The organism is Cupriavidus sp. H18C1 (assembly GCF_049311595.1).
Lineage (GTDB): Bacteria > Pseudomonadota > Gammaproteobacteria > Burkholderiales > Burkholderiaceae > Cupriavidus > Cupriavidus cauae.
In genome coordinates this window covers 417,339-434,296 of the sequence record NZ_CP186008.1, presented here as the reverse complement: position 1 = coordinate 434,296, position 16,958 = coordinate 417,339, and the positions used below count along the sequence as shown (strand labels likewise).

At 66.5% G+C, this 16,958-nt stretch carries 7 protein-coding genes and 4 pseudogenes; 6 read left to right on the top strand and 5 right to left on the bottom strand.

Features of this window, described 5'->3' with window-relative positions; translation table 11 throughout:
• The first annotated feature begins 149 nt into the window (after window positions 1-149).
• The 3 genes from OJJOAM_RS02080 to tssA all read left to right on the top strand — a co-directional run bounded on the left by OJJOAM_RS02080 (window position 150) and on the right by tssA (window position 1,981).
• The gene (locus OJJOAM_RS02080; protein ID WP_422648735.1) at window positions 150-407 is read left to right on the top strand and encodes a type II toxin-antitoxin system RelE family toxin; all 258 of its coding nucleotides are present in this window, start codon (window positions 150-152) and stop codon (window positions 405-407) included.
• Window positions 404-781 carry a helix-turn-helix domain-containing protein gene (locus OJJOAM_RS02075; RefSeq protein WP_422648734.1) on the top strand — a complete coding sequence of 126 codons (378 nt, stop codon included), beginning with the start codon at window positions 404-406 and terminating at the stop codon, window positions 779-781. The genes OJJOAM_RS02080 and OJJOAM_RS02075 overlap by 4 nt, the downstream gene beginning before the upstream one ends.
• A 102-nt stretch (window positions 782-883) precedes the next feature.
• Window positions 884-1,981 carry a type VI secretion system protein TssA gene (tssA, locus tag OJJOAM_RS02070; RefSeq protein WP_422648733.1) on the top strand — a complete coding sequence of 366 codons (1,098 nt, stop codon included), beginning with the start codon at window positions 884-886 and terminating at the stop codon, window positions 1,979-1,981.
• A 160-nt stretch (window positions 1,982-2,141) separates the two neighbouring features.
• Here the strand turns inward: tssA and OJJOAM_RS02065 are convergent.
• The 5 genes and pseudogenes from OJJOAM_RS02065 to OJJOAM_RS02045 form a co-directional block, all read right to left on the bottom strand.
• Window positions 2,142-2,870 (bottom strand): annotated as a pseudogene (locus tag OJJOAM_RS02065) (OmpA family protein); the annotation flags it as partial.
• 75 nt (window positions 2,871-2,945) lie between these two features.
• Window positions 2,946-3,972: pseudogene (gene tagF, locus OJJOAM_RS02060) on the bottom strand (type VI secretion system-associated protein TagF).
• The gene (tssM, locus tag OJJOAM_RS02055) at window positions 3,969-7,937 is read right to left on the bottom strand and encodes a type VI secretion system membrane subunit TssM (protein WP_422649467.1); all 3,969 of its coding nucleotides are present in this window, start codon (window positions 7,935-7,937) and stop codon (window positions 3,969-3,971) included. Before tssM ends, tagF begins: the two are co-directional and overlap by 4 nt.
• Before the next feature lie 1,735 nt (window positions 7,938-9,672).
• Window positions 9,673-9,924 (bottom strand): annotated as a pseudogene (locus OJJOAM_RS02050) (PAAR domain-containing protein); the annotation flags it as partial.
• 105 nt (window positions 9,925-10,029) lie between these two features.
• On the bottom strand, window positions 10,030-10,875 hold the full coding sequence (locus OJJOAM_RS02045; RefSeq protein WP_422649466.1) for a M15 family metallopeptidase: 846 nt from the start codon (window positions 10,873-10,875) through the stop codon (window positions 10,030-10,032).
• Window positions 10,876-11,367: 492 nt separating this feature from the next.
• Between OJJOAM_RS02045 and OJJOAM_RS02040 the strand changes: the two genes are divergently transcribed.
• The 3 genes and pseudogenes from OJJOAM_RS02040 to OJJOAM_RS02030 all read left to right on the top strand — a co-directional run bounded on the left by OJJOAM_RS02040 (window position 11,368) and on the right by OJJOAM_RS02030 (window position 16,830).
• Window positions 11,368-12,141, top strand: a complete 774-nt coding sequence (locus OJJOAM_RS02040) for a hypothetical protein (protein ID WP_422648732.1) — start codon at window positions 11,368-11,370, stop codon at window positions 12,139-12,141.
• Window positions 12,142-12,281: 140 nt separating this feature from the next.
• Window positions 12,282-15,123, top strand: a pseudogene (locus OJJOAM_RS02035) (type VI secretion system Vgr family protein).
• Window positions 15,124-15,147: 24 nt separating this feature from the next.
• Window positions 15,148-16,830, top strand: coding sequence for a M23 family metallopeptidase (locus OJJOAM_RS02030; RefSeq protein WP_422648731.1), 1,683 nt, complete (start codon window positions 15,148-15,150; stop codon window positions 16,828-16,830).
• Window positions 16,831-16,958: the final 128 nt, after the last annotated feature.

Genomic DNA, 16,958 nt, shown 5'->3' with positions numbered 1-16,958 from the left:
ATTCCGGTTTCGATTCCGGTTGAGGTTCGATTGAAGCAGAAGGCCCGCGTGATGCGGGCCTTTTTTGCTTTGTCGGGGTGACACGAATCTTCACCTTTTCGTAGCTAACTTTATTAGCTACAATATTAGCTGGCCGCTAACATGCGGCCATGTACTCCGTCGAATTCACCAGGCAGGCCGCCCAGGCGCTGAGGGCAATGCCGACGAACATGGCCGTCAATATTCGGGCAAAGATCGAAGCGCTTGCCGCCGATCCTTTCGCGCCGAATCGCAACGTCAAGAAACTGGTAGGCCGCGACGGCTACCGCTTGCGCGTCGGCGACTGGCGAGTCTTGTATCAGATCGAGGATGGCCGGCTGGTTATCGTGGTGCTGGCTGTAAAACCACGCGGAGGTGCATACCAATGACCCAGATCCAATTCATCCAGCGCGACGGCAAGCCGCAGTTTGCCGTTGTTCCCATCGAGGTCTGGGAGCAGGTCAAGCATTTGATGGAGGACCTGGACGACGTCGCGCTGTTCGACCGTGCGAAGTCCGAGGACGACGGCTTTCATGTTCCGGCGGCCGTACTGGACGCCGAACTGGCCGGAGACCATCCCGTAAAGGCGTGGCGCGACTATCGCCGGCTGACGCAGGATGCACTGGCCAACGCCGCGGGCCTGAGCAAGCCCTATCTCAGCCAGATCGAGGGCCGCAAGCGGGGCGGCAGCATCAATGTGTTGCAGAGCCTTGCCGATGCGCTCAACGTACCGATCGAACTGTTGCTCGAACGACGCGACTGAGTCTTCCAATGCGGCATCCGTTTCCGCGGCGATGGCTCTGGCATTGGTTGTCAGCATGTCCACGCGCTACACTACCCGCCATTCCATTTCCTGCGGGCTGATATGGCGACTCTCTCCTTCGACCGTTTGCTGCAACCTGTTTCGGGCGACGACCCTTGCGGCGAGGATCTGCTGTTCTCGGCCGAATTCGACCGCATTCAGGAGGCGCGCCGTTTCGACGATCCCTCGCTGGACCAGGGCGAGTGGGTGACCGAGTTGAAGGAGGCGGACTGGCGCCAGGTGGTCGAGCTGTCGACGCGGCTGCTGTCGGAGCGGACCAAGGATCTGCGGCTGGCGGTGTGGCTGACCGAGGCGCTGGCCAAGACAAGAGGATTCGCCGGCTTGCGCGACGGCTACACGCTGGCCGCGCAGCTGTGCGAGGCGTTCTGGAGCGGGCTGCATCCGCGCGCCGACGAGGAAGATCTCGAATACCGCACCGGCAGCGTGGCCTGGCTGGCGACGCGCTCGCGCCAGCTGATTCGCGAGATTCCGCTGGTCGACGAGGCAGCGGGCGGCTACGGCTATGTCGACTGGGAGGTCGCGACCGCGCTGACCGAGGCGATCCGCCGCGATCCGGACCACGCCGACGAACTGGCCGAAGGCAAGGTCACGCAGGAAGCGTTCGAGGCCGCGCGCAAGGCGACGCCGGCCGACTTCCATGTCGCGCTGCTGCAGGACGTGGTGTCGTGCCAGCAGGCGCTGGCCAGGCTCAGCGATGTGCTCGACGCCAAGGCCGGCGAGCACGCGCCGAGCTTCCGGCAGGCGCGTGAAGCGCTGGAGGCCGTGCGGGCGCTGGTCGAGCGCTTCGTCGGCAAGCCCGCCGCGCCGGCTGCCGGCGCGAACGAGGCCGGGCAGGCGGCCACGCCTGCCGCCGTCAGCCGCGCCGAAGCGCCGGTCGTCGGCGGGCAGGGCGGAGCCGCGGTCAGCGGCCCGATCCGCACGCGCCAGCAGGCCCTCGCGCAGCTGCGCGAAGTCGCCGATTTCTTCCGCCGTACCGAGCCGCACAGCCCGGTCGCGTACCTGGCCGCGCGCGCGGCCAAGTGGGGCGAGATGCCGCTGCACGCCTGGCTGCGCACCGTCGTGAAGGACGACGCCACGCTGTCGCAGATCGAGGAATTGCTGGGCGTGATGCCGGACGCGGAGAGCGATTCGAGCCATTGAAGGTGACGGTGGGGCCGACGCCTCACCGACACCGTCGTCCCAGAAAGACGGTGGGGGCAAACACCCCGCCGAAACCGTCGTGACCGGAAGTCGTGGACAGGCGGCCCCGACACCGTCGTTCCCGCGAAAGCTGGGACGACACAGTCAGTGCCGCCAGCCCTTACTGACTCGCCCTGAACTCGATGCGCCGATTCCGTGCCCGGTTCTCTTCCTTGTCGTTCGGCGCGATTGGCTGATCCGGTCCCACGCCGACCGCGGACAGCACCGACGGTTCGATCCCCTTGCCGGCCAGATAGCTCTTGACCGTCTCCGCCCGCGACTGCGACAGCGCCAGATTGAGCGCGCGGCTGCCCGAATTGTCGGTGTGCCCGACGATCTCGATCTTGCGTCCCGACAGCTTCGGCAGCACCGCCGCCATCTCGTCGAGAATCACGCGGCCCTTCGGCGTCAGCGTGGCGCTGCCGGTCTCGAATTCGATGATCCGGTTCGCCAGCGTGCGATCCAGCAGATCCTGCCCCGAGGCCGGCACGCGCAGGCCGTTCTTGACCGTATAGTTCTGGCCCAGCCCGCTCGACATCGTGGTGGCGATCTGCTGCCGCTGGCCTTCGTCGGCGACATCGCCGTACAGCGCGATCTGCGTGCCGTCGATGCTCAGTTGACCGCGCTTGACCTGCTTGATCTGCGGCGACAGCACCTTCTGCACGTTGGCGGTCCAGTTCGGTGGCGACACCACGCCGCCGACCTCGATCTGATCGACGACATTGGCCGCGCCATACAGCTCGCGCAGCCGCGCCAATACCTCGGCCTTGGTGGCCTCGTCCGGCACCGCGCCGCCGGCCACCACGCGGCCTGCCGCTGCATCCGCGCCGGCAAGGCGTCTGGGCGGAGGCGGGCGCCGCCAGCAGCCAGGTCAGGGCCGTCGCCAGCGCAACAGCGCGGCAGGCCGGGAAAACCGAACGCATGATCATTCTCCGATGAAGACTTCGCGAAAGGTGTCGAGCGCCGCGCGCAGCGACAGCTGCGGCTGCTCGAGATAGCTGGCCAGCTTGGCCACGCCATAGCGCGAGCCGGCATGCTGGTCCACCCACTGCGGGTCGTCGATGTCGATATTGACTTCGCCGTACGCCAGCGGCGACATGATGCCGTGCAGCGTGCGCGACGAGGCCCCGTTGAAGCCGATCACCAGCCGCTCGCTGCGGCCGCGTTGTCCTTGTCCCTGTCCCGTGGTCTCGTTACCCACGCGGCCCAGGAACAGCGACAGCTCGAAGTCGCCCCCGCTTCAGGAAGCCCGACACCAGGTCGAGCCAGAAGCTCGCCACCAGGCTGCGATAGACCGGGTCGGACGGCAACGGCAGCGTCAGGCCCTTGTCGAGCCGCGACGTGCCGGCGCTCATCACCGGTTCGAGCAGGATGCCGAGCGCGACCAGCGTGCGGCGCAGGCACAGCGTCTGCCCGTCGGCTCGCAGCATCTGCTCCAGGCCGGCTACGGTCTGGAATTCGATGAAGTCCTTGAAGCTGGCGTCGTAGGCTTGCGCGCCCGCGCCGATCTCGACCGCGAACTGGGTCTGCGCCAGATTGCGCAGGCCCTCGGCCGGATCGGCGGCGGAGACCAGCTCCTGCATCTGATGGCTGGCACGCGTCCACAGCCGCGTCAGCGCCAGCGGGCTGCGCGCGATAAACGGCAGCGGCTGGTCGATCTCCAGCGCGGCGGCGGCGAGGAAGGGGAAGCGGCGCGACGACTGGTCGTTGCTGGCCATCACCGTGCCGGCGATCGCCAGCCGGCTCTGCGAGCCGAGGAAGGCAAATTGGACCGGCTGCCACGCGTCGTAGACCGTCTTCCAGCCCGGGTCTTCGGCCAGCATCTCCATCGCCTGCGACAGCCAGCGATCGAGCGTATCGAGCAGCTGGGTCTGGTTCGGGCTCTTGACGAAGTCTCCGCGCGACGGGAGCTTGCCGAAGTACGCGAGCTGCAATTGCGCTGCCTGGCTCATTGCGCACCTCCTGCACGCACGGGTGCGCCGGACTGCGCGACGGGAGCCGAGGCGGCGGGGGCAGGCTGCGCCGCCTCCGTGGCGGTGACAGGCGCCGACGCGTCGGCGATCGCCGGCGGCAGCTTCAGGCCGCGCAGGCCCTGTCCCTGCGGCGAGTCGGCGGCCGCGGTGGTGGTCTGCGGGCTGCTGACGATGCGCAGCGCCACCGCGACGGTGGTGCCGCCCTGCGTCCACGACAGCTCGAACGCGCCATCCGGGCGACGCTTGCGCGAGGCCGTGGCGATCAAGCGTTCCAGACCGAAGCGGCCCGGTTCGCTGAGCACCTCGACGGTGCGGCCATCGAAGGTCGTCGCGGTGATGCGCGCGCCCGGCGTGCCCTGCGGATTGGGCCAGACGAAGTTGGTCCACTGCGGCGGCGTATTGCGATAGCGCAGCTGCTGGCCGTCGATCTCGATCGTGTATTCGGTGGTGCCGGCCGCCGGCGACGGCAGGATCTGGAATACCGTCTGCGGGGCGGCAGCGGCGGCACCGCCGGCACCGGCCGCCGCGCCGCCGGTCAGCGGCGCGATCCAGCGCGTGAAGTTGGTCGTGAACTCCGGCGCGAAGGTCACGCCCAGATCGCCCCACGTCCGCGCGGCGATCATGTCGCCACGGCGCACCGACAGCGGCCCGATGGTGGTGCCGGCGAACTTGGCGATGGCGCCGTCCGGACCGAACACCTGGCCGATCTCGGCCGCGCTGGCCTCGATCTTGGCATCCGAGGCAAACGGGTACTTGGTCGCCAGCGTCTGCATGAACGGCTGGTAGACCTGCGCGTTCCACACCTTGTTGATCTCGACGCTGGCAGGGCGGATCGTCACCGCATACGACTGCAGCAGCGGACGCACCAGCAGCGGACGCAGCGTCTGGCGCTGGCTGTCGGTCATGCCCGTCAGCATCTGCTCGTCGACGTACTTCAGCGCGTCGGCCAGCTCGGAGCCGTTGCCGTCGAGCGTCTGCTGCATCAGCTGGCGCGCGCCGGGGCCGGGGTCGCCCTGGTTCTTGATGGTGTTGAAGCGCGTGCGGACCTTCGACAGCGCCTCCATATAGCCGCGCAGCAGCGAATTGTTGTCGCGCATCACGGCGATCTTGGCCAGGCCCGAGAACTCCTTGCCGACCGGCCCCATCGGGATGTTGCCGGCGTCGGACGCGGAGGCCAGGCTCGCGCTGTCGACATTGACGCTGACGCCGGACGGCGTGCCGCGCGAGACCCAGCGCTTGAACCATTCGATCACGCCGGTCTTGGCCTGCTTCAGGCCCGCGTTGACGATCGACGGGTTGTCCCACGAGGTCTGCTCATAGGCGGCGTCGAACAGCTTGCGGATCGGCGAGTTGACCGGATCGCCCAGCAGGTTCATCGCGGTCACGGCCTGGTCGAAGCTCTTGAACTCCTGCACGGCCACGCCCTGCATGAAGCGCTGCCACTCCTTGGCGTATTCGTTCTTGTACATCGACACCAGCGTCTTCTGGATCTGCTCCGGGCTGCCCTCGAGCGTCAGGTCATCGCGGGCGGCGACGTTCAGCACCCAGTCCTTGCTCTGCAGCTCCTTGCTGGCCGCCTCGCGGATGGCCGGCTGCACGTATTGCAGCCAGGCTTCCCGGGTGAAGGTGCCGGGCACCGCGTAGCTGCCGGCGACCACCGTCGCGCCGGCGTCGCCGACGATGCGGGCCACCGTCATCGGGGCGAAGCGGGTCGCCGCGCGCGCCTTGATCTCGGCGTAGGCGCGCTCGCGCGCCGGCATGCCGCGCACCACGCGGCGCAGGTTCTCGCGGGTCTGGTCGATCAGCGACAGGTTGCTCTCGAGCAGCGGCCAGTTGTCGTCGTTGACGCGCGCCAGGTAGAACGAGATGTTGCGCTCGGCCGCGCGGATCAGCTGCTCGCGCGGCATGTTGCCGCGGTTTTCCTCGAGCCAGCCGCGCCAGAAGCGCGTGACCTGGTCGGTCAGGTGCGCGACCTCGACATGGCGCTTGTCCGCCAGCATCAGATAGGTCTTCAGCGCGTTGTAGGCGTCCTCGACGTTGGTCGGGGAGGCATCGGCATAGCGCTTGGCGTTCGGCGATTCGGTGTTGAGGGCCGCCGTCATGTCGGCCGCGGACGGTCCGGTCGCGGCGGCCGCGGCAGCCGTGGCCGTAGTGGCAGCCGGTGCGGCGGCCGCCGCGCTCGCGCCTGCCGCGCCGGACTGGGCCGAGGCCGGCACCACCGCGCCATTGGCGGCCGGGGCACGCACGTTCTGCGCGAGCTGGTCCGGATGCGCGTTGACCTCGGCCAGGAAGCGTTCGATCGACGTGCCGACGGGCTTCAGCATGACCTGGCGCAGGCCGTTGTAGTACTCGTCGAGCAGCTTGTGCTGCAGCGTATCGCCCTGATAGAGGCCCAGCGACAGCGCGATCGGATGATCAGCGCGGAAGCGCTCCAGCTGCTCGATGCGGTCCTGCAGGATATCGAGCGCCTCCAGCCGCGATTGCAGGTCGATGCGGTTCTGCTGCAGCTTGACGATCTTGTCGAGGTCGGCCTGCACGTTGGCCGTCAGCTGCCGGTTGCCGATGAACGACCAGGTCCACCCGCCCAGCAGCAGGCCCAGCACCAGCACCAGGCCGAAGAAGGTGACGAAGCGCATCCGCGTCTTGGCCGGGCTCGAGAACTGCCGCACGGTCTTGCGGTCGGCGAACACCACCTTGGAGAACAGGTCGCGCAGGAAGAAGCCGTTCTTCGAGAACACCTCGCGGCTATGCGCGGCGCTGTCGAGCTTCAGGCCGAAGCGGCGCGCGATCCGTTCGGCGGAGGCGCTGGTGGTGCTTGCCTCCTGCACCGCGCTGGTGAAGTAGAAGCCGCGGAACACCGGCTTGTACTGGAACGGGTTCTCGTCGAACAGCGTCACCAGGAAGGCGCGCAGCGCCGGCTTGATCGACGCGAATTCGAGCGGGAAGCTCAGCAGCCCTGGCGACAGCTTGCCGTTGCGGTGCTGGGCGATCTGCGCCACGCTGATTTCCTTCAGGCCGTCGTAGAGCTCGTCGAAGCGCTCGTCGAACATCGCGGCGGCATCGCGCTTTTCGCCCGGCTCGAAGGGCAGGGTGGCGCCCCAGACGCGGTCGCGCTCGTGCTTGTCGCTGTCGCCGAAGAACTCGGTGAAGCCGGTGATCAGGTCCGCCTTGGTGAACATCACGTAGACCGGCGCGAACACTTCAAGCCGTTCGGTCAGTTCCTGCACGCGCTGGCGCAGGTTCTTGGCCAGCTGGATGGCGAACTCGGGGCGGTTCTGCGTCAGCTCTGGAATGCTGACGGTGACCACGATGCCGTTGATCGGCGCGCGCGGACGGTAGCGCTTGAGCAGGTCCAGGAAGCCGAGCCATTCCTTGCGGTCTTCCTCGTGCACCGAATAGCGGCCCGCGGTATCGAGCAGGATGCCCTCGGTGGTGAAGAACCAGTCGCAGTTACGCGTGCCACCGATGCCGTGGATGATCGCGTTGTTCTTGTCGGCGAACGGGAATTGCAGGCCCGAGTTCAGCACCGCGGTGCTCTTGCCCGCCGCTGGGTTGCCGATCACGATGTACCACGGCAGTTCGTACAACGCCTCGTTGCCCGACAACTGGCCAAGCTTGGAGGTCTTGATCGTCTTGACCGCATCGACCAGCCGCGTACGCAGGGCCTCGACTTCGCCGCGCTTTTCCTGCGGCGCTTCCTGGGCGGCCGCATTCGCCTGCTGCTCCAGCAGCGCGCCGAGCTTGCCGCTGGCTTGTCGCGCGCGATAGTGCCGCCACGCGAAGGCGATCAGCCACGCCACCACCAGCAGGCCGAGCACGATGCCGACCCAGGTCAGCCCGACCTCGAAGGTATCGGCCGCCAGCAGCAGGAAGAGCGTCAGCGCGACGACGCCTATCACGGACAGCGTGCGCGTGTTGGTCAGGAAACTGAGGAATCGGTGCATGTTGGCCTGCGGTTTGCGAATGCGTGTGCTGGTTCTGGTGCGTTTGCTGGTGCGTTTTGCTTGTGCTTGCCTGGCTTGGGCTTGGGCTTGGGCTTTGGCTTGTTCTTGCTCGTTCTCGCTTGTTCTGACTTGTTCGTGCTTGGCGAGGATGTCCGTTAGGCGGTGGCCGGTGGCACCACCGCGATCGCGCCGCGCTGCTGCGGGTCGGCCGCGGTCAGCGCCAGCGCCGGGCCCCCCACGCTCGGCGCACTGCTGATGGGCGAGCACGATGGCCAAGAGCGCGCCGGCATTGCCGGTGTGGCCGCAAGCGGTGCCCACCGGCAGCAGGTCCGCGCTGACGTCGAGCTCCCCGAAGCGTTCGGAGAACACCCGTGCCAGTTCGACGGTGCGGACCGGATGCGGGCTGATGTCGGCGGTGACCACGATAGGTTGGGGCGCGGGCGCCGGCTCGGCGGCGGACGCTTCGGGCTTCTCGTCCTTGTCCTTGGCCTGGGCCTTGGAGCCGTCGGCCGGTTCGGCCAGCAGGCCCAGCGTCTGCGCGATCGCTTGATCCAGCGCCGCGGTACGCGGCTGGCCCTTGTCGGGAGTCGGCGCGTCCAGCCGCGTCAGCGTGGCGCGGACGATCGATGTCGGCGGCGCGTCCTGCGCGAGCATCGCGGCCAGCGGTCCCTGCGGCGGATACAGCAGGATGCCCGCCGCCGCCTCGGAGGGCGCGACGCCGTGCTCGCATTGGGCGCTGAAGAGCCGGTTGGTCGCGCGCAGCCGGTCGATCGCTTCGGCCCCCGATATGCGAATCGGCGGCGATCACGCCGCGCAATTCGTGGGTCGGTTCGCGATGCAGCGCGAGGATCGCGCGATCGACCTGCACCATCGCATCGCCGTCGCCCTTGGCGGTCAACGTCTCCATCGAGATCCGCTCGATCGGCCACAGCCCGGTCAGGCGGCCGCGCACGTATTGGCCGGCGGCCGCCGCCATCGGCGCCTGCCAGCGCTCCGGCAGCAGCAGCGTCAGCACCAGCCGCGGCGGCTCCTCGGCCTGCGGCGCCGTGGGTGTCTCGTCGGCGGAAGGGAAGTACAGGCCGGGATATTGCTCCAGGACCTGGGCCACCAGCCGCTCGGCCACGTCGCTGGCCAGCGCGACGGTCCGCACGGCCTCGTCATTCCACGGCAGATCCGCGAAGGCCTGCTCCAGCGCCTCGCGCGTGCCATCGACATCGATGTCCTCGGCGGGCGCGGCGAAGATCGGCATGCCATCGTGCAGTACGTCGACCACGTCCGGCCGCTGCTGCTCGGCGGTGGCCGCGGCGGTGGCGGCCGTGTCGCCGCCCTTGGCGGTATGCAGGGCGGCGCCCAATACCAGCGCGCGCCAGCGGCGGCTGGGGTCGTCGTCGGGCACGGCGCCGTCCGACGGAGCCACGCCATCCTGCGCGGCGGCCGGCGTGCTGACCGCGGCCGCGACATTGCGGCGGATACCGTCCAGCGCGCGGCGAATGACCAGATAGCCCGCGATCATGCCGGCCGGCAGCAGGAACAGATGCGTGACGATATCGGTCGTGGTCGGCATCCGATGGATCGATTGCCACCACAGGATCGTCGCGGTCCAGACCAGCGCGAAGACGGCGAACAGGATCAGGCCGGAACGGAACAGGCGTGCAAGCATGGTGTCGGGGGAGGGTCGGCACAGGGAGCGCAACAGCGCGGCAGCGGAACGGCGCCCGCTTACGCGCTGCCGGTGACTCCCCTGGCTGGACAGCAGCGTCGCGCCGCATGCCGTCTTGTCGCCGTGGCGGGCCGCGGCGCGGCCGTCGATGATCACGGTCGGATCGCCGGTGACGATGGTGGTTTCGCCATGGCCGGACTTCGGGCAGGTCACGCGATCGCCGACGCAGGCAATGCCCTTGCCGTTGGTCGACGTGGTGCCCGACGCGCTGATCACGACGCCGCCGTGGTCGGTCTTGTCACCCAATACGATAAATGGCCGTGTCATTGTTGTTCTCTCGACTGAGAAGGGCGATCCCGCCAACAGCTATCGATTCGCGGCCTGCTTTCGCCGGCCGCCGTTGCCTGCGCCGTGCCCCCCGCACATCGCACGCTAGCCGGGCTTCTTGCCGAGCACGCCGGGCCGGCGCAACTCGACGTGCCCAAGATCCATCATCTTCCAGCGCCCGCCCCAGGTCAGCCCCGCGGACTCGGCGATCTGCCCGTACAGCTCGTATCCGCGCATCGCCCACGGATCCTTCTCGCTGATCACCAGCTTGCCGTCGCGATAGAAGGCGCTGTCGGCGGCGAGGCCGAACTGATGGTAGCTGTGATAGGCGCCCGCTTTTGTGACATGCGTGCCCATCGCGGCGAGCCTGGCCTGGCGCTCGGGGCTGCGATAGCCCTCCAGCAGCGCCATTTCATAACCATGCTCGTCGCGCATGATCTTGTAGACCAGCAGCAGGCGCTGACGGAAATCGGCGTCGAGCAGATCCCAATTGCGGCTGGCTTCGCGAATGGTCGGGCGAATCCGTTCGACTTCCTGCGTGGTGAATACCTCGGGCGGCAATGGCGCCGGAGGAATCAGCCGTTCGCCATTCAATAAGGCGGAAATCTTCTGGTCCGGCTCGCGCAGCGCGTCATCGTACTCGAACAGCAGTTTCGGTCGCAAGGCGAGGGCGACGATCGGCGGGGTCGCGACGACGCCCGCCGCGCACAGCAGAAAGACCTTTCGGCGCGCAACGAAGGCGCGCAATGCTTCCATCGAATCGGCCGCCTGGGAAGCCGACGTTCGTAGGGTTCCGGCCGAGCGCTGGCTTGCCGCGCTCGCATTGATACTGAGCCGCTGCCACTGCGTACGCGCGGCCAGCACCACCCGCTCGCGCACGTCCGGCAGCAGCAGAATGGCCGCAATGGCGACCATCAGCGCGAAATAGAAGAACAGCGTAATAAAGATCATCCGCTCAGTCCGCGTACCACGCGACGCCCAAACCGCGCATGACAGCCGCTTCAATAGTTACATTTTGTGACATTTATTTGGCTCGATTCCGGGCTGACATTCGGCTGCAAAAAATTCGCCGTCTGCGAGTTGTCACGGCGGCGTTCACATATTTGCATTTTTGTTGCAGCCAGCTATAAAATCTGCGCGCTTCGTCCGCATCGGCAGCTGGCGCCACCTCGTCGAATTTCTGCTCGGGCCCTGTCTTCGAGTTATGTTGCCGATCGCTTGACTCAATTCCATCCCTGCGCTGCCCGACGCGCATTTTATTGCAATTCGAGAGCCAAAAGATGAGCCACAGCGACGACTTGAAAGGAAATGGACCGCCGTCGCTGTTCGGCTCGGGCAATGCCGACAGCCAGGGACCGGATACGCGCATTCTGGCCAGCCTCGAAGGGCGGGTCGCCAGTCACGCGCCCGTCAAGAAGACCCCCCGCCATCAAGCGCCACGGCGTGTTCGCCACGCTGGCGCTCCTGCTGGTCGGCGCGGGCGCCGTGGCCTTCTGGCTGGGCAAGGGCAGCGATGGCGAGGCCCCGATGGTGGCCACCGTTGTGCCCGCGGAGAGCGCCAATTCTGCCTCCGAGCCCGCCACTGGGGCCGCTTCCAGCGTGATCCAGCCCCCTGAAATGCAGGCCGCTGCGGCCAGCGCAGCGCCCGCTGACGCTCTTATCGACGCGCCGGCCGGTTCGGCCACCATTGTCGATGTCAGCCCCGCGCGCGATGCCGACGACGATGCGCTGGACAGTCTCGGCAAGATGCCGTCGGGCGATCTGGCCGCGGCCGGGCTCGGTGCCGCGGCACTGGCGGGCGGCACCGCGCTGGCAGCCAACGCGACTCGGACTCCGGAGAAAACCGCCGCCGGCAACAAGTCCAAAACGGCGACAGTGGCCTCCAACGAGCCGAATAAAAAAATCCGAAATCAAGAAGTAAATAAGACGAAGATCACTGCGTCGAATCAGGCCGCTGCAAAACGGCAACATTCCAATACCGACACCAAGGTCGCGTCGCGTTCGAATACCGGCCCTACGACCGTAGGGAAGACGAAAACCGAGCGCTCGCGTATTGCCTCCAACAATACGCGCCGAGTTTCAAAAAAGACGGGCGCCAATATGGGCAATGATCGCGACGCCGAATTGCTCGCGGCATTGCTGGCGCCCACGCCCGAAGAGAAAACCACGACCGCTTCGCGGACGCGCAAGAGCGGCACCGCCCAGCGTTCGCAGTAACGACGGCGAGGGGCAAGGGTGCTGACAGAGGACATGGCCGCGGCGTGGACGCGGCCATTGACGTTGTCGGGCAGCTGATCGGCGTATCTGTCCTTCGCTGTGACACCTTGCTGCGACACCCGCTGTAACACCGAACCGCCATGGACCACACCACCCTGATTCAGACCCTGTTTTCCCCGGCGCGGCGGCTGTTCCAGCTCGAAGGCGAGGGGGGCCATCGGCGAACTGGCCGTCGAGGCGTGGCTCGGCCGCGAGGCGCTGTCTGAGCTGAGCGAATGGCGCATCGTCGCGGTCAGCGCCAACGCGCGATTGCCGCTCAAGTCGCTGCTCGGCGCGAAGGTGACGCTGTGGACCACGCTGGCCGACGGCGGGCGTATTCGCCGCAGCGGCCTGGTGCGCAAGGCCGAGAAGCTCGGCGCCGATGGCAGCCTGGCGCGCTATCGGCTGACCGTGGTGCCGTGGCTGTGGCTGGCCACGCAGCAGCGGCACAGCCAGGTATTCCAGCACCGTACACTTGCCGATATCGCCGAACAGATCCTGACGCCATACGCACCGCATGCGGTGTGGCGCTACACCGCGGGCGCGCAGCAGCGCATCGACGCGCTGGGCCCGCGCGAGCACGTCAGCCAATACCGCGAGACCGATTACGCGTTCCTGTCGCGGCTGCTGGCCGAGGCGGGGTTGGGTTTTGGCTTTGTCGAGGACGAGCAGGCGCCGTCGGGCCATGCGTTATCCATCTTCGCCGACAGTCCGCAATTGCCCGAGGGGCAATCGCCTTCGGTTCGCTATCACCGCGCCCACAGCCAGGAAGAAGCCGATGCCGTGCAGCAGCTCGCTTGCCATAGCCGCGTGACGGTGCCCGGTGTCGCGGTGGTGGCATGGGACGGCAATGGCAAGCGTACGCTGCGCGGCCATGCCCCGGCCAAGCTCGGCGGCGGCGCGCAATGCCCGGAGCCCTATCTGTCGGTCAGCCAGTCGGTGGTCGGCGATGCGGCCGGCGGGCAGCGGCTGGCCGAGCAATTGATGGAGAGCATCGAGGCACGCGCGCAGCTGTTCGCCGGGCAGGGCACGGTGCGCACCTTCGCCAGCGGCACCCGTGTGGCCGTTTCCGATTGCCCGCACCTGCCCAGGCAGGAAGACGCCGAGGCCGCGTATCCCTTGCTGCTCGATATCGTCGAGCATTGTGGGCTGAACAATCTGGCAGCGGAGACGCGTGCGGCGCTGGGCCAGCGGCTCGGCCCGCTCGATGCGGCGCTGTGCTTCGATACGCCGCCCAGCGCGCCGGAGAATGGGCCGATGACGATGGGCTTCCTGGCGCAGGGTCATACGGTGGAACGCAGCGTGCCGACGGCCTCGCTGCGCCAGGCCGCCGAGCAATACGGCTACGCCAACCTGTTCCGCGCCTGCGATGCGCGGCGCCCGTGGCGCCCGCGCGTGGTCGATGCCGATGGTGCACGGTTGTTCTCCGCTCCTACCGCGCTCGGCGTGCAGACCGCCACCGTGGTCGGCCCGCAAGGCGAGACGCAGCCGAGCGGCGATGCCGAACACCATGTCAGCCCGCGCGGCGAGATCCGGGTCCGCTTCCCGTGGCAGAAGGGCGAGCGCGAGGACGACCGCAGCACCCGCTGGATCCGGGTGGCGCAGCGCCAGGCTGGTGCCGGCATGGGCTGGCAATGGCTGCCGCGCATCGGCCAGGAGGTGCTGGTCAAGTTCGCCGACGACGATATCGACCAGCCGATCGTGATCGGCGCGCTGTACAACGGACAGGGCGAGGGCGGCATTGCGCCGACGCCGGGCGGCAAGCAGGCGGCTGCTACCGATGGCTCCGTCTATCAGCAAGGCAGCGACACCGCGCCCAGCGCACAGGCCAATGTGGCCGACGGCCATGCTCCCGCCTGGCACGGCATGAGTGCCGACCCGGACGGCCATCGCAACGCCGCCGCCCTGAGCGGCTTCAAGAGCCGCGAACATGGCGGCGAAGGTGCCAACCAGCTGGTGTTCGACGACAGCGACAACCAGTTGCGCAGCCAGCTGGCGACCACGGTCCAGCACACCCAACTCAATCTCGGTCACCTGATCCACCAGCAGGACAACTACCGCGGCAGCTTCCGCGGCGAAGGCTTCGAGCTGCGCACCGACGGCTACGGCGCGATTCGCGGCAAGGCTGGCGTGCTGATCAGCACCTATCGCGACGCGCAGAGCCAGCGGCCGGTGCCCACCGGTGACAACGCGGCGGGCATCGCGCTGATCCGCCAGGCGAAGTCGCTGACGCAGACGCTGGGCGAGGGCGCGGTCAAGCACCAGACCGCTGCACTGCTGACCGCCAAGGACGACGAGGCCCCGCTGGCCAAGCTGGAAACCGCGGCGTCCGGCATGGTCGACGGCAAGGACTACGACGCGGCAATGCAGGACGCGGCCAGCGGCAATCAGCAGACGCAAGGCAAGGTACCGCATCCGAGCGAAGCGATCGTCCAGCTTGCTGGCCGTGCGGGCCTTGCCATGGTCGCCGGGCAGGAACTGCAGCTGGTCAACGGCAAATCGCTGGGCCTGGTGTCGGGCCAGGACACCAACCTGGCAATCGGCAAGCAGGGGCGCCTGCACAGCGGTCAGGCCATCGGCATCGCCGCGGCGCTGGAGAAAGCGGGCGAGGGCGACACCGGCCTGAAGCTGATCGCCGGCAGCGAGGACATCGACGTGCAGGCGCAGCACGATGTGATGAAGCTGCAGGCCAAGGATGAACTCAAGGTCGTGTCGGCGAATATGCAGGTGGACTTTGCTGCGGCGAAGCGGATTCGGGTGGCGACGGCTGGTGGGGCGTCGATCACGATCGAGGGTGGGAATATTACGGTCGAGTGTCCGGGGGCGATTACGTACAAGAGTGCGCAGAGGAAGTTTGAGGGGCCGGTCCGTACGGATCGTGATCTGCCGCTATTCCCGCAGAACAGCATTTCCCTCGATAACGACTACCCGTTCTCTATCTGAGCCTGAGTTCTCAGGCTAAGTCCCATGCTGATCAGTCCTCCCTTTCTCCCACCGCGCGGCGCCAACCAAACCGAAAGCGAGTGGATCGACGCCGCAATGCCTGGCGGTGAGCCGGGCGACGGGTCGTATCCGGTCAGCTACAACCTCGGTTGGCACGGAGGCCTGCACTTGACCGCGCCTGCGCGCGGCACCAATGGCACCGAGCCGGTGAGAGCCATTGCCGATGGCACTGTGGTTTATCGACGCGGTTCACACGAGCCGCCGCCTCCGCCTGCTGCTGACAGCCCGTTGAGTTTCGGTGGTAGGACTAGCGATGGCGTGATCGTGATTCGGCATGAGACGGAGATTGGCGCCGCTCGTCAGGGCAATGCACCAACCCGTGTGGTGTTCTTCTCCATCTACATGCACTTGCATACGGTCCGGAACACGGTTCAGGTCGGCAGTCGAGTCAATCGAAAGGCGGAACTTGGACAGGCAGGATACGTGCGCGGGCAGGCGAATCGGATTCACTTCGAAATCATCTGTGACGACGACAACCTGCGCCAACTGATCGGCAGGACGAGCGGCGATGTCCCGCTAACCCAGAATGGCCGTGACGACGCGGTGTTCGGCGAGCTCTATTTCAGGCTGCCAGCCAATACACCGGTATACGCACAACGTCCGCCACTGAACCAACCCGCGCCCGCAGGCGGCACGCCACTCGGTGAAGAGCTCTTTGTTGGCCTACGCTATGCCGAAGGAGACGGCGCGCAAGACGCGCGCGGCAATGCGTACGTGACGACCTATCGTCCGGTCGGAACGGCATTGGGTGACCCGCTCACTGAACGCGACGCTGAATACAATCTGTATCGCGATGCCAATGCCATCAGCGAGGCCTATCCGGCCAACGCTCGCCCGGCACCGAGCGCGGTATATGAGCTGCTTCGCTTCGGGCGTGTTATAGGACCTGACGCCTTGGCGCCTGAGGACGTACCGCACTGGCGCCAAATTCGTACGCCTGCTGGTACGGGTTGGGTGAACCTCAACGCCGCTGGAGTAACGAAGTACAGCGATGCAGATTTTCCGCACTGGCGCGGTTGGTTTCTGATTGAAGACACTCAGGACGGCAACAGCCTTTGCAATGCACCAACCATCCTGCGCGCAGTCGATATGAATCGCGACGGCAGTGTCTCAGCAGACGAAGCGCATGAGCGCCTGAGGTCGCCACAGATTCAGGCGTTCTTGAAGCGGCTGATCTGCAAGTTTCCGACTGAGTGGGATGCCAGTACAGTAGAAGCGCGATGGGGATGGCTGAAGGCACAGAGCCCGAACAATCCGAGGCCGATGACGGAAGATCAGTTTGGGCGGTTTCGGGCGCATATTGAAGCGTTGGCGTTTTGGGGGCAGGCTGCGTTGCAGGTGCCGGTGTACGAACGTGGCGAGTCAACGAATCAACGGCCCCTCCACGGAGCACATTGGCATCTTGATCCAAGAGAATTCGTCCGCGTTCTAAGTCGTTGCGGATGGCTAAGCGCTAGTGAGCTTCAACGTATATATGTTGAAACGCCGGCTCCAACTATGTCTGACTACGCGCCTCATTTAAGCCGGATGATGCGCAAGTACATGATAACCAGCGGAGTTCGACAAAGTCACTTTCTCGGACAAGGGGCAGTGGAATCCGATTTCCTAAGATCCATGCAAGAAAAGAGCATGGAGGGGGCGGGTTGAAGAAGGTCGTGTGCGCGGGCGCCGTATAAACCCGAGGTCTGCACAGTCAGAGAATCAGCTCGGGCATTGGTATGGTGCCGCAGACGGCGAAACAGATCCTTGGTTTTATCTTGAAAAATATAATAGCA